Source organism: Methanosarcina barkeri 3 (assembly GCF_000970305.1).
Taxonomy (GTDB): domain Archaea; phylum Halobacteriota; class Methanosarcinia; order Methanosarcinales; family Methanosarcinaceae; genus Methanosarcina; species Methanosarcina barkeri_A.
The window spans coordinates 1,018,010-1,043,561 of the sequence record NZ_CP009517.1 but is presented as its reverse complement, the minus strand read 5'-3'; the positions used below and the strand labels follow the sequence as shown (position 1 = coordinate 1,043,561).

General features: G+C 39.1%; 22 protein-coding genes. 8 read left to right on the top strand and 14 right to left on the bottom strand.

Annotated elements, in window-relative coordinates; translation table 11 throughout:
- Positions 1 to 3 precede the first annotated feature (3 nt).
- A complete protein-coding gene (locus MSBR3_RS04230; protein WP_230627769.1) occupies positions 4 to 783 on the top strand; it encodes a class I SAM-dependent methyltransferase in 780 nt (259 codons plus the stop codon).
- 315 nt (positions 784 to 1,098) lie between these two features.
- Here the strand turns inward: MSBR3_RS04230 and MSBR3_RS04225 are convergent, their stop codons facing one another.
- Positions 1,099 to 1,614, bottom strand: a complete 516-nt coding sequence (locus MSBR3_RS04225) for a hypothetical protein (protein WP_048106662.1) — start codon at positions 1,612 to 1,614, stop codon at positions 1,099 to 1,101.
- A gap of 742 nt (positions 1,615 to 2,356) precedes the next feature.
- Between MSBR3_RS04225 and MSBR3_RS04220 the strand changes: the two genes are divergently transcribed.
- The 3 genes from MSBR3_RS04220 (at position 2,357) to MSBR3_RS04210 (ending at position 5,046) form a co-directional block, all read left to right on the top strand.
- A complete protein-coding gene (locus tag MSBR3_RS04220; protein ID WP_048106660.1) occupies positions 2,357 to 2,707 on the top strand; it encodes a DUF2173 family protein in 351 nt (116 codons plus the stop codon).
- A 983-nt stretch (positions 2,708 to 3,690) separates the two neighbouring features.
- Entirely contained in the window at positions 3,691 to 4,299 is a 609-nt protein-coding gene (locus tag MSBR3_RS04215; RefSeq protein WP_052723274.1) for a uracil-DNA glycosylase family protein, read from the top strand.
- 534 nt (positions 4,300 to 4,833) lie between these two features.
- Positions 4,834 to 5,046: a hypothetical protein gene (locus tag MSBR3_RS04210; protein ID WP_048106658.1), complete on the top strand. Its 213-nt coding sequence runs from the start codon at positions 4,834 to 4,836 to the stop codon at positions 5,044 to 5,046.
- Positions 5,047 to 5,617: 571 nt separating this feature from the next.
- On the opposite strand, the gene MSBR3_RS04205 is transcribed toward MSBR3_RS04210, so the two are convergent.
- From MSBR3_RS04205 to MSBR3_RS04165, 9 genes are all read right to left on the bottom strand, one after another.
- Entirely contained in the window at positions 5,618 to 6,337 is a 720-nt protein-coding gene (locus MSBR3_RS04205; RefSeq protein ID WP_080942190.1) for a site-2 protease family protein, read from the bottom strand.
- 422 nt (positions 6,338 to 6,759) lie between these two features.
- Positions 6,760 to 7,284: a hypothetical protein gene (locus tag MSBR3_RS04200; RefSeq protein ID WP_048106656.1), complete on the bottom strand. Its 525-nt coding sequence runs from the start codon at positions 7,282 to 7,284 to the stop codon at positions 6,760 to 6,762.
- A 257-nt stretch (positions 7,285 to 7,541) separates the two neighbouring features.
- The gene (locus tag MSBR3_RS04195; RefSeq protein ID WP_048106654.1) at positions 7,542 to 8,306 is read right to left on the bottom strand and encodes an endonuclease III domain-containing protein; all 765 of its coding nucleotides are present in this window, start codon (positions 8,304 to 8,306) and stop codon (positions 7,542 to 7,544) included.
- A 389-nt stretch (positions 8,307 to 8,695) separates the two neighbouring features.
- The gene (locus tag MSBR3_RS04190) at positions 8,696 to 9,202 is read right to left on the bottom strand and encodes a phosphate-starvation-inducible PsiE family protein (protein WP_048110024.1); all 507 of its coding nucleotides are present in this window, start codon (positions 9,200 to 9,202) and stop codon (positions 8,696 to 8,698) included.
- Between the two features lie 385 nt (positions 9,203 to 9,587).
- Positions 9,588 to 10,982, bottom strand: a complete 1,395-nt coding sequence (locus MSBR3_RS04185) for an ABC transporter permease (protein ID WP_048110022.1) — start codon at positions 10,980 to 10,982, stop codon at positions 9,588 to 9,590.
- A gap of 34 nt (positions 10,983 to 11,016) precedes the next feature.
- Positions 11,017 to 12,390: a COG1361 S-layer family protein gene (locus tag MSBR3_RS04180; protein ID WP_052723272.1), complete on the bottom strand. Its 1,374-nt coding sequence runs from the start codon at positions 12,388 to 12,390 to the stop codon at positions 11,017 to 11,019.
- Between the two features lie 290 nt (positions 12,391 to 12,680).
- The gene (locus tag MSBR3_RS04175) at positions 12,681 to 13,421 is read right to left on the bottom strand and encodes an ABC transporter ATP-binding protein (protein ID WP_048106653.1); all 741 of its coding nucleotides are present in this window, start codon (positions 13,419 to 13,421) and stop codon (positions 12,681 to 12,683) included.
- Positions 13,422 to 13,601: 180 nt separating this feature from the next.
- Entirely contained in the window at positions 13,602 to 13,808 is a 207-nt protein-coding gene (locus MSBR3_RS04170; protein WP_048110018.1) for a helix-turn-helix transcriptional regulator, read from the bottom strand.
- Positions 13,809 to 13,827: 19 nt separating this feature from the next.
- Complete coding sequence (locus tag MSBR3_RS04165) at positions 13,828 to 14,223, bottom strand: hypothetical protein (protein WP_048106652.1); 396 nt, start codon at positions 14,221 to 14,223, stop codon at positions 13,828 to 13,830.
- Positions 14,224 to 14,614: 391 nt separating this feature from the next.
- On the opposite strand from MSBR3_RS04165, the gene MSBR3_RS04160 reads away from it, so the two are divergent.
- The gene (locus MSBR3_RS04160; protein ID WP_048106651.1) at positions 14,615 to 15,196 is read left to right on the top strand and encodes an MJ0548 connectase family domain-containing protein; all 582 of its coding nucleotides are present in this window, start codon (positions 14,615 to 14,617) and stop codon (positions 15,194 to 15,196) included.
- Positions 15,197 to 15,392: 196 nt separating this feature from the next.
- Here the strand turns inward: MSBR3_RS04160 and MSBR3_RS20595 are convergent, their stop codons facing one another.
- Together MSBR3_RS20595 and ade are read right to left on the bottom strand one after the other, a co-directional pair.
- Entirely contained in the window at positions 15,393 to 15,551 is a 159-nt protein-coding gene (locus MSBR3_RS20595) for a hypothetical protein (protein WP_196297004.1), read from the bottom strand.
- A gap of 254 nt (positions 15,552 to 15,805) precedes the next feature.
- Positions 15,806 to 17,485, bottom strand: coding sequence for an adenine deaminase (ade, locus tag MSBR3_RS04155; protein ID WP_048106649.1), 1,680 nt, complete (start codon positions 17,483 to 17,485; stop codon positions 15,806 to 15,808).
- Between the two features lie 209 nt (positions 17,486 to 17,694).
- Between ade and MSBR3_RS04150 the strand changes: the two genes are divergently transcribed.
- The gene (locus MSBR3_RS04150; protein WP_048106648.1) at positions 17,695 to 18,555 is read left to right on the top strand and encodes a GNAT family N-acetyltransferase; all 861 of its coding nucleotides are present in this window, start codon (positions 17,695 to 17,697) and stop codon (positions 18,553 to 18,555) included.
- 137 nt (positions 18,556 to 18,692) lie between these two features.
- On the opposite strand, the gene MSBR3_RS04145 is transcribed toward MSBR3_RS04150, so the two are convergent.
- A complete protein-coding gene (locus MSBR3_RS04145; protein ID WP_048106646.1) occupies positions 18,693 to 18,887 on the bottom strand; it encodes a hypothetical protein in 195 nt (64 codons plus the stop codon).
- A 123-nt stretch (positions 18,888 to 19,010) separates the two neighbouring features.
- Here MSBR3_RS04145 and MSBR3_RS04140 point away from each other — a divergent pair, with 123 nt between their 5' ends.
- Together MSBR3_RS04140 and MSBR3_RS04135 are read left to right on the top strand one after the other, a co-directional pair.
- Positions 19,011 to 19,871, top strand: coding sequence for a GNAT family N-acetyltransferase (locus MSBR3_RS04140; protein WP_048106644.1), 861 nt, complete (start codon positions 19,011 to 19,013; stop codon positions 19,869 to 19,871).
- A gap of 290 nt (positions 19,872 to 20,161) precedes the next feature.
- Positions 20,162 to 23,938 carry a hydantoinase B/oxoprolinase family protein gene (locus MSBR3_RS04135; protein ID WP_048106642.1) on the top strand — a complete coding sequence of 1,259 codons (3,777 nt, stop codon included), beginning with the start codon at positions 20,162 to 20,164 and terminating at the stop codon, positions 23,936 to 23,938.
- 1,053 nt (positions 23,939 to 24,991) lie between these two features.
- On the opposite strand, the gene MSBR3_RS04130 is transcribed toward MSBR3_RS04135, so the two are convergent.
- Entirely contained in the window at positions 24,992 to 25,330 is a 339-nt protein-coding gene (locus MSBR3_RS04130; RefSeq protein WP_230628009.1) for a hypothetical protein, read from the bottom strand.
- Positions 25,331 to 25,552 lie beyond the last annotated feature (222 nt).

The window sequence follows — 25,552 nt, the reverse complement described above, 5'->3', positions numbered from 1 at the left end:
GGCGTGTCTGCTTATACAAATAAAGTAGAGTTGATAGCGATGGACCCGAAACAAAAACTGATTAAGAATTGGACGGATAGTTCCAGTAACTACAGCAATTTAATAAAAGTGGAGTTAAACTGCTTTAAAAAAAAGGCCTGGACGGATATCATCCTTGAAAATGCCGGGAAAAATGACAAAATGGATATTCTTGACGTGGGCACTGGCCCGGGTTTTTTTGCCATTATCATGTCTCAAGCAGGACATCGAGTGACTGCCATTGATTGTACCGAGGCTATGGTCAATGAAGCAAAAGCAAACGCGGAAAACGCAGGCATCACAGCCGACTTTCGTGTATCCGACGGACAGGATCTGGAGTTTGAGGACGAAAGCTTTGACCTTATAATCAGTAGAAACGTCACCTGGACTCTAATCGATGCCCCAAGAGCATACCGTGAATGGAAAAGAGTTTTGAAGTTTGACGGCAAAATTCTCATTTTTGATGCCAACTGGAACTTAAGATTATTCGATGAAGCAGCCATGAAGAAATATGAAGAGGACCAAAAAGAGTACGAAAAATTGTTTGGTGAAGCTCCTCCTTCCTACACTGCTGACATGATTGATTACAGAAAAAGCATGCCTATGTGCCAAAGACGCAGGCCCCAGTGGGATTTCAACACTTTGATAGAGCTTGGTTATAAAAAGATTTCCTGCGACATGGATATTGGAGACCGAGTTTATAATGAAAAGGAAAGGGTGAAATATCATTCCAGTCCCATGTTTATGCTGGTCATAGAAAAGTAGCCCGGTACTTTTAAATAACGGGGCTGAAACCATACTCTGATCTTCTTTATGAATTGAACCAGATATGCACGTCCAAAATTGTTACTGAGCCATTTGAACCTGAGATAATTGCGAGGTAAATACACGCTTGTATTTCGCTATAGTTTAGTCACGCTGAAATCAGAAGATATCGAGATTGATTTTCTTATCCAATCGATGAGCTTGGCAGACATTAAAGTACAGATTATAAATAAAATGTTTCATAGACATCTAAAGCAAGATCTGAGGCTTGTTTAGTTTCTAAACCTTCAAATTATTTTTTTAGTTTTTTGTTCATTATCCTTTTACTTCACTCCAGAGCTCACGTTCCTTTTCATGTTCGTATATTATCTCTATCCACTTTTCACGAAGCATGCTAATCCATTCAGGATGTTCAGTACCTTCATATTCGAATCCCAAAAACATGTCTTCACCAAAGTGACTAAACGAAAGTGAAGCAAGCTGTTCGAGTGATAGGTCATCAAGAGGCATTAACCCAAAAACCCCATACGTCGGACGTGTGGGTTGTACAACACCAATTACAGTTTCCTCATTTTCTATATGGGTATCGACACCGTAAGTATTACTACTTGAGCCATCTTGATAAACAGGATTTGATTTAACAAACGTCTTTGTATACTCTCTGTTTTCTAATTCCTTTTCTTTTACTATATACCTGACAATTGCATATCCAACTAAAACGCGCTTTGTAACGTACTCAGAAATTCCATCTACGTTTTCAAAGCCGATCTTCATCGGAATTGCACTAACAGCTTCCCTGACTTTGTTATATAATTGCTCATCTTCTACCATGCTAATCACTCCCCAGGATAAGCATTAATATTGTCTCTAGTTTAGTATTGTCTCTAGTTTAGTATTGTCTCTAGTTTAGTGTTGTCTCTAGTTTAGTGTTGTCTCTAATTTAGTATTGTGTCTAATTTATTATTGTCTCTAATTTAGTATTGTGTCTAATTTATTATTGTCTCTAATTTAGTATTGTCTCTAATTCTTATAAGGTCTTTTGAAAACTGTCCTGCTTGCTCAAACATGTACTTTTGAAATATCCACAGTTTTCCACCTTTTGCCGTTATTGAAATTTCCAGCATCTACTTTCTCGAAGTTTCAGTTAATATAGAATTCCGAATTTTTTAAATACTTTCCAAAAAACAATAATGAAAAACATTGTTTTTGAAGATGTTATGGAAAATCCACTTGGAAGGTCCGCTTGGAAGGTCCGTTTGCATTCTATTTCTTCTGGTTTCTTTTTTAATTTGATATTTTTATATAATATAATACCAGTACTTTCTAATCCCTTTAAACAAAAGCCAGGTATGAAAGAATCGTTACTTAGTAACTGGTTTCGTACGCAGGTCAGGGAAAAAGCCTGCAGGTCTGGAAGGAATTAAAGGGATGAAACAGAAAATTTGAAAAAAATTCCCAGATTTAGAGAATATCTCGCAGGCATAAATTCAGTACAGTTATAGTATAAACTCACAGTATAGTTAGGGTATAAACAGTTGATTGGCATATGCCAAGTTTAGTTGGGGGTTAGTATATGGATGGACAGGAATGCAATTTGTCGTTAGATGAACTTTTGAAGTTTGATGGGGTAATGGCAGCCGGAATTTTCAGTCCAGAAGGAAAGCTTGTGGAGTATAAGTCAAGGGATGCAATGCCAAAAGAAATGGCTGAGATGACTGCCAAGTTCTGTGGAACGGTGAATATGATGTTTGATGCTCTTGCAAGTGCTTATACGCAGCTTTACAAGATGAACTGGGTACCTCAGCAAAACTGGATGTACAGTGGCGGTGATTGGACAGTCATGATTTCGGGAACAAGAGGAGTTTTTGTTGAGAAATCAAAAGCAGATTTAAAGAAACTTTTTACGGCTTTGGGAATGTGTTAATGCCTTTTATTGTTAATGTTTGAATAAATCTGGCTGGTATGTTCTGGTCAGTAATTAATCAGGTAATCAATCGGGTAATCAATCAGGTAATTAGTCAGGTAATTAATCAAGATAGTACTTCGTTTTTATCAGGCATGTCTGCCCTCGTTATGGGCAGTTTACCGAATTTATATTTATTTTTTTATAACTTGCCCAGATTACTCGTAGCTATAAACCAAGCCTCTAAAGTAGGTTGCACTTTTTTCGCAGTACCGTCAGAAAATAAATTTACATCGTTGTTTTATTATACCATTATTTACATAATCATAATTGGTCCATAGGGTCAAGTCCCGGTGTATAAAGAAGACGTACAAAGAAGGTAAGTAACTTAACTAAGTAATAACTTAACTAAGTAATAACTTAACTGAGTAATAACTTAACTAAGTAATAACTTAACTGAGTAATAACTTAACTAAGTAATAACTTAACTGAGTACAGAACTAAACTACATTAAATTGGACCAGGCCTTATGGATCACTTAAAAATCTAAAGGGCTTATCATCACACGATTTTTGAAAACTCTTTTGGTAGCTTATCTAATTATTCTTTTGTTTTGGTGACTTATCTAATCATTCCTTTACAACTTCCTCCCGTTAAACTCATTTAAACTTTAATTAGTAAAATTTTCAAGCTTGCGTTTTTCCTTCTGTCACATCTATTTTCCTTTAGTTCACCTAATGATCGTTGTCGATTTGTTCTTTATCTTCAAACACACACTTAGCAGGCCAAATGCTGCTGTTTTTCAGAAAGAACCACCAAAATAAGAGTAACTGCAAAAACTCCCGCAATTTTTATGAAATTATTTCCAATTAAATTCAATTTAAAACTTCGGTGTGCAAGCGCCCTAAGTTTAACATACCTGCAGAGACATATCAAGTTTCAATATTTCTTCACTCTGCCCGTACCAGTTATCTTTCAATAGGATCAAGTCAAGGTGAATCTAAATGAGGCCTGCCGATTGTACTGAATGCAAGGAATTTTACTGTTCCGAAGTCCACAAAAGTGGGTATCTTGTGCCTGCTTTGGACATAGACGCCAAAAAGATAAAAGTGCTTATGGTTTCCGAAGCCCCTCCTGAAAATCCGAAAGATTACTTTTATGCTCCTGGAGAGCCGTTTTACTTGAAAACGACATTGCAGGCTTTCCGTGACGCAGGTATGTCGGTAGATAGTATACAGCAGATTCTTGATCTGGGTTTTTATCTTACAACTGCGATTAAATGTCCAAAGACACAGTACGGAGTCTCGGCTGCAACAATCAAAAATTGCTCCCTGATTCTAGAAAAAGAACTTCTCCTGTTTCCCAATATTGAGGTTTATATGTTAATGGGAGACGTTGCGATAAAGGCCTTCAACTATATCAGCAAGAGTCAGACCGGCAAAAACACAATTCCTACCGGTTCAACATACAAAATTCGAAAAAATGAATTTTACTATCAGGGCAGACGAGTTTTTCCCTCATATGTGCAGACAGGACAGAATTACCTGATCGAGAAATCAAAAAGGGAAATGATTGCCGAAGATCTGGCTGAGGCAATAAAACTGATAGGGTAAATGCCAGATCGAATATCAATGTAGATCAACCGGGTTTACATGCAGTTGGATCTACAGGTAATTGGATTTGCAGACAATTAGATTTAGGTAATTAGATTTGCAGACAATTAGATTTAGGTAATTAGATTTGCAGGCAGCCAGATTTACAGGCAGTTACAGCCCTAAAAGAACTCTATCTTGCACTTCATTTTAATCTGCTCGAAATCTCCTGACCTTTTTATTACTCTTAGTTTACTACCTTCAAATATCTAAGTTCTGGAATAGCTTACATTTTTAAAAATAACGCAGATTTGAAACGTTAGTTTTTGAGTCTTTCAGTTCTGAAATATCCATGTTCTAAGTTTCAGATTCTCAATTTTGACATGTCAACTTTGAGTATATAGAAACAAACACGAGTCTAAAGATATTCTGACTATATAGTATATTAGGATAATCTATATATATTCGATGTGCAAATATAGTGGTTGAGGAAAAGAGAAATCGAACCCGAATGAAGAAATACACTAAACAGAATAAAGAAGAGGTGATAAAAAAATGGAAAGACTAAGGAATTTGATCCTCGAAAACGTAGCAATGTTCAATGAAGCGTTTCCGAACAGATTCTGCCATAGTCCGGATGTCATCTCCGCAATCTCATACGACTACAAGTTCACTTACGGACAAGTTGAAAACGAGATCGAGAAGATGGTCCATGAAGGAGTTCTTGATGCGGAACTTTCGGACTGGTATGAAATAAAGCTTGTATGAGCTTGCTGCCTTTCGAGCAGAAATTAAAGAAATAGAAATCACAAAACACTGCATGACGACAAAAGGGACTAACTGAGAAATAGTAAATCGGACTGAATATCTAAGAACTTAATCGGATATTTGGCCGCTTAGTTAAGTATTTGCACACCAAACTCGTAGGTGTCCAAATCGGATAAAGAAGTAACATACAGCGAAAACTTCCATACAGATATAAATTCATTCGAAGTTTCGCAGGTAGCTAGATTCTTTTTCCCGAAAAACCTTTTTTAAATCTTAAATAATCTTAAGAAAAGGGTATTTTGAATAGCTGCTTTTTTCTGATAGTGAAATTTTAAGTAAATTGTTTATCAATTTGAAATGTTTCTATACTGAAGGCTTTTTTGACATCGCGAGGATTATTATTCTGTTCGTTATCCCGAAGGTCATAGAGCGAGATATAACTCACATCATGTCGGCTGAAATTATTGCCCTGGGGATATTTGTGAGGCCTTGAGCATACAGGCTAACCTTTAGCCAGCCCAATACACATATCCCAGGGCCCAGACAAAATCCACTAACTCGTAACTAAATATCATACAGATCTATCTGATTCTGAGTAAAATCGATCTTCATTAGATGCGCTGCCATAAATATAAAAAGCGATCAGGAGAAACCATAGACCACCTGTATAAATTCCATAAATTGCCATGAGAATAGCAATAAATTTTCCAATTGAAGCTGCATTATGAGTAGCCTTTACGTAAGACATTTTCCTGGCAAGAAATGAACGAAGTATCCTGCCACCATCCATAGGAAAAGCAGGTAGTAAATTAAAGACTCCAAGCAGTAAGTTCATTGATCCGAGAACCCAGATAATAAGATATATGGAGTTTTGAGCAAACGCAGAGTCAGAGGATATCACGTAATTGTATGTGAACAGACAGATAATACCAATTATAAGGCTCGTTAAAGGTCCTGCGAAAGCTATCTTTGCTTCTTGTTCGGGTTTCTGTGGGATTTCCATAGAGGCAACACCTCCAAAGAGGAGAAGAGTGATGCTGTCAATGTTTGCTCCATAACGCTTTGCAAGATAGGAATGTGCCAGCTCATGTAAAAGTACTGAGACAAAAAGGAAGATGGCAGAAAGAGTAGAAAGAGCATATCTAACTGCTGTTGGCTCAATTCCTGCAAAACCATATGGCTGTGAATTGATCGCGAAAAAATAAGCAGATATCGGAAGTGCCAGAAGAAAGGATGTGTCCAGTTTGATAGGTATGTCCATTATATTCCCGATTTTCAAAGATGACTGCATGATGAAAAAACTCCGTTTTATTCCTATAAATTAAACAATTAATATTTTAAACTTGAGATCGAAAGAATTTCCAAAGTATATCCTTACTCAATATGTACAAAAGTATGGAATTTATTTACTATTCATTTACAATGAGGACTTGGGGGGCATTAAATTTTGAAATAACATCGAATAACTTGGAGAAAGCCAATAGAAAGCCAATAGAAAGCCAATAGAAAGCCAATAGAAAGCCAATAGAAAGCCAATAGAAAGCCAACAGAAAGCCAACAGAAAGCCAATAGAAAGCCAATAGAAAGCCAATAGAAAGCCAACAGAAAGCCAACAGAAAGCCAACAGAGAGCTATCCTGAAACTCAAAATTTGATTTTTGAACTTTTGAGTTTTAAATTTCGTATTCGGAACAATCAGTTGAGTACCTAATCACTAAACTGATCCTGAAAGCTCATGAGAACTCAGGACAAAAGTTTTTGGGGTAGGTTCTGAATGTAAATCCGTCGTAGTATCCAACTGTGCAGACTCGTCCTTTTTGGTAGCTGGTGTATAATCACGGCGAACATATTTTAGCTCATATCGTTTATCAATGTCAATACGATCCAGGTGTTTGTCAAACGTTTTACACATCCGATATTTGCAGTCGCTGAACTCAGTCTGTATTTGTTCTTCTATAGATTGTGTGGCCTCTATGATATACTCCTTTCCACACTTCTTACATCCTGTTTTCGTGATACATAGCATATGTACGGTTTCAATGCCAGTTGCTGACGATTTTTCAGATGTCCGAGCAATTTCTTTAAGCACAACTCTTGCAGTGTCATTGTTTAGCTCGGAGCCACACTCGCAAAGTTTGCTGGTATCGAAGATCTCGTTGTAATCGATTTCAATACAGTTGTTCAGTGCTATTTCACTATTTGCACAGGCATATAAGTCCACTCTATCTGTTTCGTCCATAGTATCACAATAAATTACTATAAACTACTATAAACTGCCTAAAAGATAAACTTTTGGATAATGTGACACTGTCCCTAAATTGGACTTAAAAAATCGCTAAACAAAGCAAGACCAGAGTTTTTAAAAAAGTGGAATAATATGCCAACGAGTCTTAATTGGTCTCATTGAAAATATGTTATGTGTTACATGTTGTATGTTATATGTTATGATCTATCCTCTAGCTATAATATATTCTCTAGCTATAATATATTCTCTAGCTATAATATATTCTCTAGCATAACATCGTTAATCTGAGTGCTTTTTTTCTGATAATATCTCTTTGCGTGCTCCACGAGCAGGGCATGATACTCCTGGTATACAATCAGATCTTCAGGCAAGTTTTCTTCAAACAGGGCTTTGATTTCATTATAACTTGCCTTCTCATCAGCAAGGCCCAGGTTTATTACTATTCTTTTAGTATAGGCATCAACAACAAAAGAAGTCTGTTTAAAGGCATAGAGCAGGATCGAATCGGCAGTCTCAGGGCCAACCCCTTTTAAAGAAAGGAGCTCTGTACGTGCAGGAATTCGAGCTCCTAGTTCCGAAAACCAGCAGGCAAGATTTTTCAGACGTACTGCTTTCTGGTTGTAATAGCCTGCAGGCCTGATAGCTTCTTTTAAGATTTCCTGATCAAGGGAGAGAACTGCTTCAGGGGAAAAGGAGTATATCTGCTGAAGGCTGAGGAGATCTTTAAGGTTCAGAAGAGCCTTTTCGACCTGTATCCAGCTAGTGTTTTGCGTAAGCAGAGCTCCACAGATGATTTCAAACTGCTGGCTTCTGGTTTGCGGGTAGGTATAATCGTCAGGATGATATCCCTGGATAGAGCCGGTTTTTGTGGGATTTGTCCCCCCGGCTTCACGAAGCTCGGTTAAAGGCCACCAGCCCTGAGGGCCGTAAGAAGTAAGAAGACAATCGTAGATCTTCCTGATAACAGGCTTCATACCTGTTTCTTGGATACTGAGATTTTGCATACTCTTTTTCATTTAAACATCTTATACTAAAGAAATAGTTTAAAGCTTTTTTTTCAGGATTAGCCTTTTGCATTTTCATTTTCGAACTTTTCTTGTTTTACTAATTTACTATCTTTACTGGTTTACTAGCTTTACAGTTTTACTAATTTACTAGCTTTACAGCTTTACAGTTTTACTAGCTTTACAGTTTTACTAGCTTTACAATTTCACTAATTTACTAGCTTTATAGCTTTGCTACTTTGATAACTTTATTATTTTTTCTTAATCTGAGCGCCCAAAGTTTATTTCGATTTTTTCCTTACATGTGTAATCAAAAAAAGGAAAAGTATTTTGCTCTGTCTTCTTGAGACAGAATGGAAATTCCAGTAAATATGAACTACTCAAGCGTTTTAAAAAAGAAGTTAATTACTTTCGGAGGCAGCTTTGAATTTATCTAAGACGGCACTAACGCCCTGCTTTGCAGGCTGTCCTTCACTCTGTACAGCGGTATGAGATCCGGGAGCCCGAGACTTTGCCGGAGAATATTTGATAGCAAGCACTCTCATTATACTGAGTACAAATAGTAATGCCGCAAGACTTAAAATAAATTCATATCCGAATTCCTTTGAATAAAGGCCGACTGCGATTTCACGCAGGACTATAAATATCGTGGCATCTGTGATGTCCGTAAGTCTGATCCTGTCATTTTCCTGATAATCAACAAAAGCTTTGAAAAGGTCAATTACAATAAAAACCGTCAGTACACTTGTTACCATTTGACTGAATCCGCTTTCGAGAGACTCAAAAATAATGAGACGGATATCCAGCAAGGTCTTTACCATTCCCATAACTAAAGCCAGCAGTAGTATATAAAGAAAGATTATACTGATGCTATCAGTGACTCTTTTAAATAATTTGATACTATCCATTTTATCTCCTATATCCACTGGCTCTCATATTTTAGATCATATATATAGTTTTTCATAGAATTCTTTATACTTAGTTAAAAAATATATTCTTGAGTTATAACCACCTCCTTCTTTATCCCTTCTCTATTTTTTCTCTACTTTTCTCTACTTTTCTCTAATTCTTTCTCTAATTCTTTCTCTAATTCTTTCTCTAATTCTTTCTCTACTTTTTTCTCTAATTTCTCTAATTTCTCTAATTTCTCTAATTTCTCTAATTTCTCTAATTTCTCTAATTTTTTCCCTGCTTTTTCTGTTCTTTCTCTGTTCCTTTTTCCTTTCTATTCTCTATTACTTTCTTACAACCTTTCAGATGAAATGATCTCTGGAAGGCATCTTTTCTAATCTTTCATTCATATCTCAGTGCGTCCACGGGTTTCAGTTCAGATGCATTTTTTGCAGGCACAAGACCTGCAATCAGACCTACAACTATGGAAACTAAGGTCGAAATAAAGGTAGCTTTAAAGCTGAGGGCAAATTCAAAGGGAGCATTCATTTTTATAGATATGAAGAAAAGAACTGCCTGTACTGCAACTGTGCCAAGGAGAATACCTATGATTCCACCTACAAGGCTGATCATTGCGGAATTGCAAAGAAAGATCAGCATTATATCCTGGTTTTTTGCTCCTATGGCTTTCATGATCCCTATCTCTTTAGTTTTCTCAAGGACAGACGTGAACATCGTATTTGCAATTCCTGTAGAACCAACAAGGAGAGAAATACCTGCAATGAACGCCAGGAATGCGGTAAGACCGTTAATCATCTTTCTGGTGTTATCTATTGCTTCTTTTTGAGAATTCACATAAAAATCCTGGGTATCCTCGGTAACTTTTCTCGAGAGCCTCATTTTGCGTTCGATTTCTTTAAGGGCTGCTTCATAATCTGCATCTTTTTTGAGTTTGACTTCTATTGTGCTATAGACATACGTGGTGCTGTAGTCGTCCGTTTCTGTCTCAGAAACGTCCTCGTTATTGGGAAGAGAATATGCATCCTGGTAAGGCATATATAGGCTGCTTCCAAAAAGTCCTGTAAGGCCTCCAAGAAGCCCGCTACCCGTTGCCAGAATCCCGATTACCCGATATGACTTACCGTTTAATAAAATCATCTCGTTGAGCCTGATTTCTCTCTTGAAAGTCTTTTTTGCAAGTTCATTTGAGAGAACCACAACGTTTCGGTCTCCGGTTTCCAGCATTCGACCCTGCTCTACTTCTTTTTTTGAAATTTTAGACCAGACAGCTGGATCCACACCCTGGATCCAGACAATAGTACTCTCGCCTCCGATCTTCATTTCTGCGCCTTTGTCAACATTAACATTGATATATTCAATAGCCGGAATGCTGCGCAGGGTAAGTACATCCATATTTGTGAGTTGAGATTCCGTTTCCTGTTCAAACTCAATAGGGTTAGATTCATTGTTCTGAGTTTCCTCTTCAGTCTCTCCTGTCTCTGTAGTTGTATCCGAGTAATCTCCCGAAATTTCTGAACTTCCGTCCGTATTTTCCGAATCCGCTACTGCGAATGCTTCATCGGTTACCTGGAAGGGTGTCGAGGCTACGATTGTAATGATATCACCACCGAAGCCTTCCAGAGTTTCAGTTACCTCTTTTTCGAAATATTCCCCTGTAGTGACAATTGCCATTACCGAGGCAATGCCTATTATTATCCCTATTATAGTCAGCCAGCTCCTCAGCTTATTGGCTTTGACCATACTAAAGGCAATTTTTAAGATCTTTCCCGGCTTCATGGAACACAGACTCCGTTTTCCGCGTTCTTTTGATTTACTTGTCCGGGTCATCGAACTTCATTTCATTAAGTTCTTCTTGCTGTGCATTCTTCATTCTCATCTTCTTTTGGCGTCTTTTATAAAGAACAGCGCCTGCTACACAGGCGAGTATAGCTAATCCTATATACTTCAGTGAGCTCGAATTACCCCCTTTCGATTCGTCAGACTCAGGTAACGGGGTGAAAGACGAGGAATAAAGTGGTATCTCCCGTTCCACAGTTTGTCTTATCCCATCATTTGAGGTGTAGCTAATTTCAAATTTAATAGGAAGATCTTTATCCATAGCTGCAGGTTTCAGGTTGAAATCCGCAATTGTATTGTCTCCCTTTTGCAGGTTCCCAAGAACCACTGAGTTACTGCTGCCGCCTGCAACAGTCCAGTTTGCCTGTAAGGGAACAGAAACCTTGACTGAGTTTGCCGCATTGTTTCCGATGTTAGAAACCGTAAAAGTATAATCACCAGTCGGGCTTCTTTCCATGAATGCGATATCGAAATCCGTGGTGCCTCCAACATAGACTCCTGCTTTGCTTTTGATCTCTTTTCGCTTCTGGTTTTCTACATAGCCCGCTTCTGTGATAGTCTGTAGTCCTTCGATATCATCATAGGTGAGCACCATGTCCAGCTTATACAGGCCTGGTTTTGTATTGACATTGGTTAGGACCTGAAAGCTGACATTCTCAGTATCTCCAATGTCAATCAGGTTAATGTGCTTAACATTGCTTGAACCCACAGGCAGGATTACATCATTAGTACAATCCCAGGAAAAAATGGCGTTTTTTAAGGGAGAATTTCCTACATTTTTTATGCCGAAAACAAGATCGGTTTTCTGTCCTGGTACCATTTTTTCAACACTAATATATTCAATTTCAGCATTTGACTCACTATCAATTTCTATGTCAAATTCACTTGAACGGGAGACTCTGCTCTTATCTTTAGTTGTGTAAACGTATACTTTCAACGGATATTTGCCTTCATTCACGCTGTTTTCTACTCCCAACTTGAATTTCACTACCTTCTGGCGGTTATCTTCATAGCGTTTCCCTAGAGTACCTATATTCTTTACAAGTGTTTCGCCGCTAAGAGCCTTGAAAGGATACTCGGGCTTGATTTCAATAACACAATTCTCAAGATCATCATATCCCGTATTCTGGATCGAAAGCCTTATTTCAAGGACATCTCCGGGTTTTACCGGATCCGGATCCTGGTTGAGCAGGTCAAGGGTTAAGCCTTTATCAAGACCCGAACTAATATTGGAAGTACTCTCCTCATCAGTGCTCTTGTCTTCTGAAGTATCTTCCGCCAGCACAGGTTGAACGCAGAAGAAAAATAGCAAAAGCAAGCAGATAAAACTTGTAAGTTTAAATCCCATCTCAATTCCTCATTTTTTACTTATACCATAACTTTGTAGAATGTCCAAAGAAGTTTTATCGGACGCGTATTGTCCGAATGGAGGTTAATGTATTGAATATTAGATAATCTCAATAATCTGAAATAGTTCAGATGACTTGAAATAACTCAGATGACTTGAAGTAATTCAGATGACTTGAAATAATTTAAATAACCGAAAGTAATCTAAACAGTCTTAATTTAGTATGAATAATCTAAACCTAGTTTGAATATAATTTAATCTCTGCTAAAAACATCCCGTAGTTTTTTCTTTCAGATTTCGGCCTCAAGCACCATGTTTTGAGCTTCTGGGTCAAGTTTTTCTTCATTCATGTCATCCCTGATGATTTTTCCATCCTTCAGTTCAATATGCCTGCTTGCATATTTTGCAAGGTGCAGATCATGCGTAACCATAACTATTGTTTTGCCTTCTTCTTTCCAGAGCCTGTGTAGAATTGACAGTAACTCTTTTCCTGTAACACTGTCCAGAGCTCCTGTTGGTTCATCTGCGAGAATGATTTCGGGATTACATGCTAGAGCTCTAGCAATCGAGACTCTTTGTTGCTGGCCACCTGAAAGTTGAGTAGGTTTATGCTGAATTTTATCCGAAAGCCCTAAAAGTGCAAGCATTTTCTTCGCACGTTTTTCTGCCACCTTATCGTCAATTTCTTGGATTTCCAGGGGTAAAAGCACATTTTCAAGAGCCGTCATGCCAGGAATCAGGTTATACTGCTGGAAAACAAACCCTATTGTCCTGCCTCTGAGGGCTGCAAGATCAGATTCTTCAAGGTGAGCTATATTCCGACCTTTCAGGAAAATCTGACCTTTTGTAGGGATGTCCAGGCAACCCACAAGGTTCATCATTGTGGACTTTCCGCTTCCGGAGGGCCCGACTATTGCAACGAATTCTCCTTTTCTTAGTTGAACGCTCACAGCTTTCAGGGCATTAACCCGAACTTCTCCCATTTGATAAATTTTCCATACATTCTGAAAGGCTATAAGTACATTTTCCATGTTTTCTCCTGTAAAACTTATTAAACTAATTATAATTAATCATTTAAAAGTTTATTCGTTTTTGAATATTATTAAAGATGCTTACTATCTTTATAAAAAAATAAGATAAAATATGAAAACCGATTAAAAAGAGATACAAACTCATAAAAAACACTCAGGGTAAAAATATTTTTTGGTAACTTATTCAAAATCCGAGTTCTCAAAAAGAAATAACTCATCGATTGTGGTGTCCAGGCACCTTGAGATCCGGTATGCAAGCTTTAGTGAGGGGTTGTATTTTCCTTTTTCAAGAAAAACAATGGTTTCTCTCCGGACGCCTACCATTTTTGCAAGGTCTTCCTGAGTAAGGTCATGCCTGGCCCGAAATTCCTTGATCCTTGTTTTCACGGTTTTCCCTCCTAAGTCCTTACTCAACGTCACCTTTTCGTGTAAAATACCACCTGAAGATATTTGCTGAAATAGTCATAAAGAAAAGAAGTATACCAAGCACGCTTTCAGCAGTAAAATCAACCATTTTGAAGAAGTTCGCCAAGTAGAGCACTGAAATGAGTATCAGTGTCAAAAGCCAGGAGTAAGTTATCCCGTAAGCTGCAAGTTTTTTTGTCCTTTCATCCTTGTCCGGAAGGTCACCCTGCCTGAAGAACCTGAAGGCTGTCGCAATAAAGAGGACTAGCCCCATGCTGATTAGAAAACTTGAAAACGAGGCGTCATGTTCATAAAAAGTTGCTGACACTATTCCGGCAAGCAGAACAATAACTCCTAAAGCGAGCTTGTAAACATACATCTTTTCCATATTTTTCATACTTATCCCTTTGAATAATCTTGGTTTCAGTGAGAGTAATCTCGTGAAATCGGTTTTATTTGACAATACCAGGTATTATTTCTTATTACAACATATTATTATCATTATTATTAGATATTCATAACATTTAATTGTGTTTATCTAACATTTAGTTAGATTTAATTAACATATGTTAGATCCATATAACATATACTAATATTTAAACTTTGTCAAAGAGAGATTTCAGATCATGGTCAAAATCAAACTTCTTTTTATCTATTATTTTTCCGAAGATATTCCGGAATAGTAGACAAAAAACAGTTGAAGTGAATCAAAAACACAAACGTCTTATAAGGCAGAAGATCCCTTAAAAGGCATAAGATTTTTCATTACGGTTCTGGAGCAGATTAAAATGACTCTTGTTATAGCTTTTATCGGGAAAAACGGTGCAGTAATGACCGGAGACCTGCGGGAAATAACATTCGAAGGAGAGAAACCTAATAGAGAGAAGCTTGAAAAAGAGCTTTACAACGGGACAATAGTTACGGATAATGAGCTCGCAAATAAAGCCCGTGAATTCGGGATAGTTATAACTGTTACGGACTGCAAAAATAAGATCTCGGAAAGAGATGGCGTTTTAATAGGAGAAGTCTCTTCAATTGAAGACGGGGTCACCAAAAAAAGAAGACTCTATACCTCAGCCGGAAATTACGCAATCGCCGAACTCAGGGATTCCGAGATAACCTTAACCTCACACGCAAAGGGAAGCAACCTGATTGTTCTCGGAAACGATTTCACAAAGCAGGTAGCCAATAAATGCTTCAAAGACAACTGGACAAAGAAGAGCACTTTTCAGGATGCCGTAAAAATTCTTATACTCTGTATGGAAACCGCAGCCAGGAAAACTGCTTCTGTGAGCAAGCAGTTCTTTTTGATTCAGACTACCTCGAGTGTTGATGTTTTAAAAATTGTAGAAAAGGACAGAAATAGCTGAAAAATAGAAAAAAGGCAATCAGTTTTCTAAGTTTTCCACTTTTGTTATTCTATAACTTAGTAACTCAGGTGATTTTACTATTATTCTATGAGATTTAAGTCTAAAAGTGCCTGATTTATAGATTTAAAAGTAAAAGTAAAAGTAAAAGTAAAAGTAAAAGTAAAAGTAAATGTAAAAGTAAATATATTATTTCTATTTAGTATTTTACCGGATTAGAACCATACCTTGAACCAGTTCTTTTTTCAGTTTCCACTTTTATTTTATGCCAACCAGAACGACATTCCTTTTTATGCATCATTTGTTTTACAGCGTAAGCAAGCCCCACAGTTGCTAAGACAAAACCCATTATTTTCATGCTTTTATACACTTTAATTCACCCCAATATATTATCGCACCTTATCATTTATTAACATAAGCAAACAGTTAATAAAAAATCAGTGTAATTTTAGATGACATTTCAAAAGCCAATATTTTAAAATTGTAGAAAAAGATCGACTAATATGAGAGATAGAACAAATAGTTAAAATGGCCAAATGAGTAGATAAGTAACTAAAGGATTAAATGAACAGATGAGAAAGCAGAGAAATTCTCTGCCAGGAATTTTTCAGCTTATTCATCTGCAAAAAGCTCGACAAATTCGAATTTTATCACATTGAACAGGCCTTTGTCTCCCAATTTAAGTTCAGGAATTACTAGGAGCGACATAAATGAAAGTGTCATAAAAGGCGACATGAGTGAAGTTCCCAGTTTCCTGGCTTCTTCATTTAACTGCTCGTACCTTGCAGCTACTTCTTTTCCGTCCAGAATACTCATGAGGCCTGAAACCTCCAGTGGGAGATCAAGAAGGTTTTCTGCGGTCCCAACAACGATTCCTCCCCGGTTTTCTATCAACCGGTTAACGGCTTCAACTATATCCTCATCCGTTGCTCCGACTGCAATTATATTATGACTGTCATGGGCAATGCTGCTCGCAATAGCCCCTTTTTTCAGGCCCATATTCTTAATGAAACCGATCTGGGCAGGGTCATTGGCATATCTGCTCAGGACAACCATTTTCAAAATATCCCGTGCAGGGTCCGAAACCAGGTTTCCGTTTTCTACTTTTGGAAGCACCGTTTCCTGACCTGTGACAAGTTCTCCATCCTGGGCAACTATTACCCGGATTTTTTTTATCTGTTTTTCCATCTGTTTTTCCATCTGTTCCCCTTTAATCTCCGAATCAGGCAGAGTCAACTTTATATCGTCAATAGAAATCTTGCCTCTGTTGAATACGTTTTTTACAGGAGCTTTTTCAACTGAAAAAAGTACCTTTCCGTTATCGTAAACACAATTTCCGTCAATAAAGGTCTTCATCACATTGAATGATTTGATATCGTCTATGATAATGAAATCGGCAGGATCTCCCTCACGCAGCATCCCGACATTAAGTCCGTAGTGTTTAACAGGATTGATAACTGCTGCCCTTATGAGGTTATAGATGTCAAGTCCTTCTTCTTGTCCGCGCCTGAGAAGCTTATCGATATGCCCTTCATATATCAGAGTATCAGGATGAGAATCATCGGTGCAGAGCATGACCGATTCTGGATATACATCGATTAACCTGTGTAGCGTCTCGAAATTCCGGGCTGAACTACCCTCCCGGATCAGTATTTTCATTCCAAGCTTTATTTTCTCAACCGCTTCTTCGTAAGTAAAAGATTCATGGTCCGTGGAAATTCCTGCACCCACGTACTTCCGGAGATCGGCTCCTCTCAAACCTGGTGCATGTCCGTCTATATTTTTTCCATACTTTTTAGCGGATTCCAGTTTAGATATTACCTCAGGGAATCCCATAACAACGCCAGGAAAATTCATCATCTCCGAAAGATAGTGCAGATCTTCTCTTGCCAGCAATCGGTCAACAGCTTCGGCATCCAGCACCGCTCCCGAAGATTCAAAAGGCGTAGCCGGCACACAGGACGGCACTCCGAAATAGATTTTCAGAGGCACTTTTCGGGCATCCTCAAGCATATAATCAATGCCTTCTTCTCCCATGACGTTTGCAATCTCATGAGGGTCGCTAACCACTGCAACCGTACCTCTTGCAACGACCATCCGGGCAAAAACCGAAGGCACGGTCATCGAACTTTCGATATGTACATGAGCGTCTACAAGCCCTGGAAGGATATACTGTTCATTCTCATGCTCCTTCTCTTTGATACTGATAATCTTCCCGTTTTCAACGGCAATTTCACCTTTGAACTTCCGCCTGGAAATGGCATCAACAATAATTCCCTGGTACGTTTGCATAGTGATTCATTGCAACCATAAATTTATAAATTTTTTCAAATAAGCTGATGTCAGGCTGTGTTGATGTTTTTAAAAACTGTAGGAATAAATTAGAAAATATGGAAATAAGAAATTCGACAGTGAAATGTGTAGCCAATTGAAAACAAAATATAATTAAAAAATGTTAGTTGTGAATGAAATATAAATACGATACAAAAGTACAATAATATATGGAAAAAAGTCATAGAGAGATAAAAAGGCTGAAAATCCGGAAAATGAAGCGTGATGAAACCGAATTTGCAATTCAAATGGCAGCCGGCGAAGGATGGAACCCTGGCATCCATGACAGGGAAATTTTCTATGATACCGATCCTGACGGTTTTTTTATTGCAGAGGTTGACGAAAAGCCGGTAGGCTGTGTCTCTGCTGTCGCATATGACGATTCCTTTGGTTTTTTTGGCTTCTATGTAGTTAAACCCGAATTCAGGAAAAAAGGAATTGGGACGAAATTGACTGAAAAATCCCTGGAACATCTGGGAAACAGGAATATCGGGCTTGATGGGGTATTAGAAAACGAAAAAAAGTACCAGGAGCTTATGAAGTTCAAATCCTTTTACAGCAACCTGCGTTTTGAAGGAAGAGGTGGAGGAGAAGTTCCGGATGGGCTTGCAAAAATCTCAGATGTGCCATTTGAGAGCCTGCTGGAGTACGACAGGGAAATGTTTCCGGCTCCAAGACCTGCCTTTCTGAAAAACTGGATTAAACAACCTGATTCTTATGCCTTTGCAGCCGTTGAAGCCGGTAAGCTGAAAGGATACGGTGTTATAAGGAAATGCCAGAACGGATACAAAATAGGCCCTCTTTTTGCCGATGACTCGATAACAGCGGAGAAAATCTTTCTGGCTCTCAAGGCCTCTGTTCCGGATGAAGCCATATATCTTGATGTTCCGGAACCAAACAAAAAAGCAATGGAGATTGCCAAGAAATATGAAATGACTGTGATGTTCAAAACTATTCGGATGTACAGTCGAGAAGAGCCTGACATAAACCTTGAAAAGGTCTACGGGGTCACGACTTTCGAGCTTGGGTGAAGGTTTATAAGGTCAATCCTATCCTGAATCTCATCCAATTTACTTCTAAGTTCAGGATTTAAGTTCTTAATCTTTTTTCAGCTTATTAAATTCGTTTTGAATCTGCGGTAAATATATCTTTAAATCTATATTGACGCTTACATTAACATCTGTTTTTGTTCCACCTTTGTGATTGGATTAGCTTCAGACTTCACCACAAAATTTGAGCCTATCACAATATTTTGCATCAGCTTTCTTAAGGTTTCTTCATGCTCATATTCATTAAATTTTTCTTCTCTCTTCTTATAATCGTCTAATGGCAATGAAAATTGATATGTGCTCGTAGCTTTCATGATATTGGATGGTTTCTTCTCTTTTCATTTCAGCTTTTAACAGCTTTTCATATGAGTATCTTTCAGGACAATTATTAGGAAGGTCAGATAAAACATAAATACAACATAAAAGTACAGTAATACATGGAAAAAAATAATATAGAGATTCAAGGGCTGAAAATCCGGAAAATGAGACGTGATGAAACCGAATTTGTGGTCCAAATGGAAGCCGCACAAGGATGGATCCCTGGCATCCATGATGGGAAACTTTATTATGAAACCGATCCTGATGGTTTTTTTATTGCAGAAATTGAAGGAGAGCCCATAGGCTGTGTCTCTGCTGTTACATATGATGATTCCTTTGGTTTTATTGGCGTCTATGTGGTTAAACCCGAATTCAGGAATAAAGGAGTAGGGATTAAATTAACTGAAAAATTCCTGGAACGGATGGGAAACAGAAATATTGGGCTTGATGCAGTAGTGGAAAACGAAAAGAAGTACCAGAAGCTTATGAAGTTCAAGTCCTTTTACAGCAACCTGCGCTTTGAAGGAAGAGGAGGAGGAGAAGTTCCGGATGGGCTTGCAAAAATCTCAGATGTGCCATTTGAGAGCCTGCTGGAGTACGACAGGGAAATGTTTCCGGCTCCAAGACCTGCCTTTCTGAAAAACTGGATTAAACAACCTGATTCTTATGCCTTTGCAGCCGTTGAAGCCGGAAAGCTGAAAGGATACGGCGTTATAAGGAAATGCCATAACGGATACAGAATAGGCCCTCTTTTTGCCGATGATGCGATAACGGCAGAAAACATCTTTCTGGCTCTCAAGGCCTCTGTTCCGGACGAAGCTATATATATGGATGTTCCGGAACCAAACAAAAACGCAATGGAGATTGCCAATAAATATGAAATGACTGTGATGTTCAAAACTATTCGGATGTACAGTCGAGAAAAGCCTGACATAAACCTTGAAAAGGTTTACGTGGTCACTACTATCGAACTTGGGTGAAGGATTCTAATCGACCTGTAAAAACGGAACTAAAATTATTTTCCAAAAAATAGGTCTGGAACCGTAGGCATTGCAAGCCATTGAGCAAATTTGTTATAGGTTCTACCAAGCTTTTGTGCACATTCTAACCTTTAAATTGTCAATCTTGATTTAAATTAGCTGTAAAATAAAACCTAAATCCTTCTTTATTATGTTTAGTTGTGTTAATAATATTGATTTATGTTGCTAAATCAAGCTCAAACCTCAAACCCCAATTAACAATTAATACCACCTCTACAATTATTCTCTTCATGTCCCCCAAAGCCGGATGGCAGTTCTGGATAGACCGTGGAGGCACGTTTACTGACATCGTAGCCCGCAGCCCTGATGGAAAACTGATCACTCACAAGCTTCTTTCCGACGATCCGTGTCATTATAAAGATGCAGCCATGCACGGGATTCGGCAGATTTTAGAGTTGCCTGGAAATGCGCCTCTGCCGGCTGAAATTATAGAATCCGTGAAAATGGGAACAACAGTCGGCACAAATGCGCTTCTTGAGCGGAAAGGGGAACGGACTGTACTTGTTATAAACCGAGGGTTCGGGGATGCTTTAAGAATCGGGTACCAGAACCGCCCGGATATTTTTGCTCAGAAAATCGAACTTCCGGAGCAGCTTTATGAAAGGGTTATCGAGGTTTCCGGAAGGGTAGGGGCCGATGGAAAAGAGCTTGTGCCCCTTGACCTCGAAAATGCAAAAAAAGAGCTTGAAGCGGCTTTTGAAGCCGGAATTCGTTCGGCTGCAATCGTACTTATGCATGCGTACAGGTATCCTGAGCATGAACTCAAACTTGGCAGGCTTGCCAGAGAAATCGGTTTTACGCAGGTGTCTCTCTCCCATCAGGCAAGCCCTTTAATTAAACTCGTAAGCAGGGGGGAAACAACTGTAGTAGATGCATATCTCTCTCCTGTGCTCCGCAGATACGTTAATATGGTACAGGAATCCCTGGAAGAAGGAAAGGAAGGAAAAGAAAACGGGAATGGGATAAAAAAAGAAAGCGGGGATAGGACAGAAAAAGAATATGGAGACAGGACAGAAAAAGAAAATGGGGAAGGGACAGAAAATGGAACCGAAATAAATAGCGGGGATGGAAAAGAGAACGAAGTCAAGAGAAGTCCCAGGCTTATGTTCATGCAGTCCAGCGGAGGGCTTACGGATGCGGAAACTTTTCAGGGCAAGGACTGTATCCTGTCCGGTCCTGCAGGTGGGATCGTTGGAGCAGTTGCAACCTCGGAAATGGCAGGGGCGAGAAAAATCATTACTTTCGATATGGGTGGCACATCTACGGATGTAGCCCAGTACAGCGGAGAATACGAGCGCAGTCTTGAAACCGAGATTGCAGGAGTGCGCCTGCGTTCGCCTATGATGCGCATACATACGGTTGCAGCAGGCGGAGGTTCCATACTTCATTACGAGGGAGGCAGGTTCAGGGTAGGGCCGGATTCGGCAGGTTCGGATCCAGGGCCGGCGTGTTATCGAAAAGGAGGGCCGCTTACGGTTACCGACTGCAATGTCATGCTTGGGAAGTTGCAGCCTGAGTTTTTCCCAAGAATATTTGGGCCAGATGCCGACCAGCCTCTCGACTACGAACTTGTGCACAGAAAATTCGAAGAGCTTGCAGAAAAGGTTTCAGGTGAAGGCAAAAACGAAAGCAATAGCCGGACGCCTGAGCAAATAGCCGAGGGCTTCCTTTCGGTTGCGGTTGAGAATATGGCCAATGCCATCAAGAAAATTTCGGTCCAGAGAGGGTACAATATAAAAGAGTATACTCTCTGCTGTTTTGGAGGAGCTGCTGCTCAACATGCCTGCAGGGTTGCAGACAGCCTTGGAATCAAAAGCATCTTCATTCATCCGTATGCAGGTGTGCTTTCGGCATATGGCATGGGACTTGCAGACCAGAGGCTTATAAAAGAACGCTATATAGGCATCGAGCTCTCGGACATGCTGGTAGATAATTTGAAAAAGGAATTTTCCGAGCTTGAGCATGAAGGCCGTCTGCTCATGCTCAAACAGGGTGTGCAGCAATCTCGAATAACTGCGCTCTATAAGATGCATATGCGTTATGCAGGTTCAGATACACAGCTTGTCATCGATTTTGCGGATACGGCTGCTCTCAGGAAGTGCTTTGAAGAAGCCCACAGGAAGCGCTTCGGGTTTACAATGGAAGGCAAAGCCATAGTTGTTGAAGCAGTTTCCGTGGAAACCGTCGGAATTAACGAAAGGGTTCTGGACCCTGTGCTGGAAAAGGAAGAGCATCCTGTTTTCTCTTCTGTCGCTGTGGTACGGATGTACAGCAACGGAGAGTTTCATGAGACTCCGGTTTTTCAGAGGGATGAGCTCAAGCCCGGAACCCATGTAAGCGGTCCGGCTGTGCTTATTGAAAAAAACACAACCATTGTACTTGAACCCGGTTGGAAAGGTACGATTACTGAACGTAACCACCTTTTCCTTAAACGGGAAGTTCCACTCTCGGGCCGTGCAGCTATACGAACAGATGTTGATCCTGTAATGCTCGAGATTTTCAATAACAGATTCATGTCAGTTGCCGAGCAGATGGGTTTTACTCTTCAGAACACAGCCCACTCAGTAAACATAAAGGAGAGGCTGGACTTCTCCTGTGCTCTTTTTGATAGTCAGGGAAACCTGGTAGCAAATGCTCCTCATATCCCTGTGCATCTGGGCTCAATGGGAGAATGTGTAAAATCCCTTATCCGGACACAGTTAAAGGAAATGCATGCAAGAGATGTATATTTGATCAATTCCCCATACCATGGAGGAACCCATCTTCCTGACATTACGGTTGTTACCCCGATGTTTGGAAATTCCAGAAAAATCCTGTTCTATCTGGCTTCCAGAGGCCATCATGCCGATGTTGGAGGAATCAGCCCAGGGTCTATGCCTCCTGGTAGCAGGACAATTGTTGAAGAAGGGGTACTGAGCGAAGGCATGAAAGTCGTAGAACAGGGCCGTTTCTGTGAAGAAAGGCTAAAGACGTGGCTTGGCTCGGGAAAATACCCTGCAAGAAACCCTGACCAGAATATTGCGGATATCCGAGCACAGACTGCAGCAAATGAAAAGGGTCTGTCCGAACTGCGCAGAATGGTTGAAGAGTTTTCCCTTGAAACGGTTGAAGCCTACATGGGACATGTGCAGGATAATGCTGAAGAAGCAGTCAGAAGAGTTATTGACAGGCTTGCAAACGGGGAATTTACTTATACACTCGATGATGGAAACGCAATTAAAGTGAAGGTTACAATTGACCGTAAAAATCGGAGCGCTAAAATTGATTTTACAGGTACTTCTCCTCAGCTCTCAAATAACTTCAATGCACCGGCATCGGTTTGCATAGCTGCAGTACTTTACGCTTTCAGAACGCTTGTAAAAAGTGATATTCCACTGAATGAAGGCTGCCTGAGGCCGCTTGAGATTATTATTCCCGAGGGTTCCCTGCTCAAGCCAGAGCCTCCTGCAGCCGTTGTTGCAGGGAACGTTGAAACCTCGCAGTACGTTGTTGATGCACTGTTCGGAGCTCTTGGCACGCTTGCGGCTTCACAGGGTACGATGAACAATTTTACCTTCGGAAATGCCGATTTTCAGTATTATGAAACTATTTGCGGAGGTTCAGGGGCAGGCCCGGACTTTTCAGGAACAGACGCTGTGCACACTCATATGACCAATTCCAGAATAACCGATCCTGAAATTCTTGAGACGAGGTTTCCTGTTTTGCTTGAAGAATTTTCCATCCTGAAAGGAAGCGGTGGAGACGGCAAATTCAGAGGTGGAAACGGTGTTGTCCGAAAGATCAGGTTCCTGAAAGACATGAACGCTGCCATTCTCTCAAGCCACAGAAAACTTCCACCTTTCGGGCTCAAAGGCGGAATGCCTGCAAAATGCGGAAGAAACTCATTTGTTCGCAGGGACGGTAGTGTTCTTGAAATCGAAGGCCAGGCCGAAATTGAGCTGAAGTCAGGAGAGCTTTTTGTAATCGAGACTCCGGGAGGTGGGGGTTATGGCGAGAAAGAAGATTAATAAACTGTAATCTAAAACAAACTGTAGATAATTTCGATAAACCTCTAATATCAAGAAGTTACTTATATACTATTTATAAGCAACCAGCCATAGACTGGGTTTATTGAAATTCTCTGTAATCTAAAATAAACTGTAATCTAAAATAAACTGTAATCTAAAATAAACTGTAATCTAAAATAAACTGTAATCTAAAATAAACTGTAATCTAAAATAAACTGTAATCTAAAATAAACTGTAATCTAAAATAAACTGTAATCTAAAATAAACTGTAATCTAAAATAAACTGTAATCTAAAATAAACTGTAATCTAAAATAAACTGTAATCTAAAATAAACTGTAATCTAAAATAAATGTGATTCCTTAATAATCAGTTGATATTTCCCATAGTAGTTACTTATTCGCTTATAATGAGCATGTTTCAAAAATTTCTAATATTTATAATTTTAACCAAAAAAGTAGATTCCGTTTAGATTTATTGATCTTAATTTCTCTATTTTCAGATATTGGTTTAATGGAATTATGTATAATTTTGAAACAAATTCTATGAAGTCTTTTAAGCTTTTAACTATTATTCAGTCTCAGTAAACGGAATTAAATTTCCAACTCTATTATTGTTAGGTCCCATTAAATAAATACGTCAGCAGCCTACATTTATTTCCATTCAATAGCAGATCCTTTTCAGATACCTTTTACATTTTTGTCGGCTACATCAACATTCTGGACTCTGTGTCCAGTAATCTATATACAGGCTCTTCTAAAGCATAACTTCTAACTATTACGTTTTCTTTCGTAATTTTTGCATTGTTCATGGGTATATGTCGAACTCGATCCATATAGGGAAATCACGCCTGAAAGCAAAGGTCTGCATCTCAGAATATATCGATTTTATCTTTAAACCTGCTTCTAAAAATGAAAAACGATTTTAAAGTTTCCGGAAGGAGCCAGTTGGAGCACAAATGTTTTAAATGGGTGTATAATGGCAGCTCCTGCAAGCACAGCCAGCAGGAGTTTACACCACTTACTCGTTTTGTGCCGGCCTATGCCCTTCCAGGCTCATTCCACTGCGATTTTATGCGCTCTCTTTTTAGCATTATGTCTTTTAACAGCATATACGAGTGTTGCGCCTGCAAGAGCACCCATAATTATTTTACCTATCCCCATTGAAGGCCTCCCCTTACCAGTTTCAATTTTTTCTTCACTAATCATTTCTTCAGGTTCTACTTCGACTTCTTCTTCCTTTTCAAGTTTCCCTGATTTAAGTCTATTCAGGATATACGCGCCTAGGGCCAGCTTAGCATATTTATGTAAAATTCCCCTTTTCCCTGGAGATCCGCCTGACTTCATTTTCTTCATAATATATGCACTAAGCAATAGCTTACCGTACTTGTTCACGTTTCGCAATCTTGCACCCCCATAATTTTTCCCTTTCCAAAGAGTCCCTCAACATGTTTTTCTCAAGAAAGGGGAGTAATGAACTTAGTACTCCTGTATCTATCTTATAGCTCGCATATTATATAACGGCAACTATACAAGATACTCAATAACTTTTAACTGATTGCAGATTTTCGGGGCTGTTGAGTGCCCGACGAAAAAAAATCGGAAAATTATTGAAAC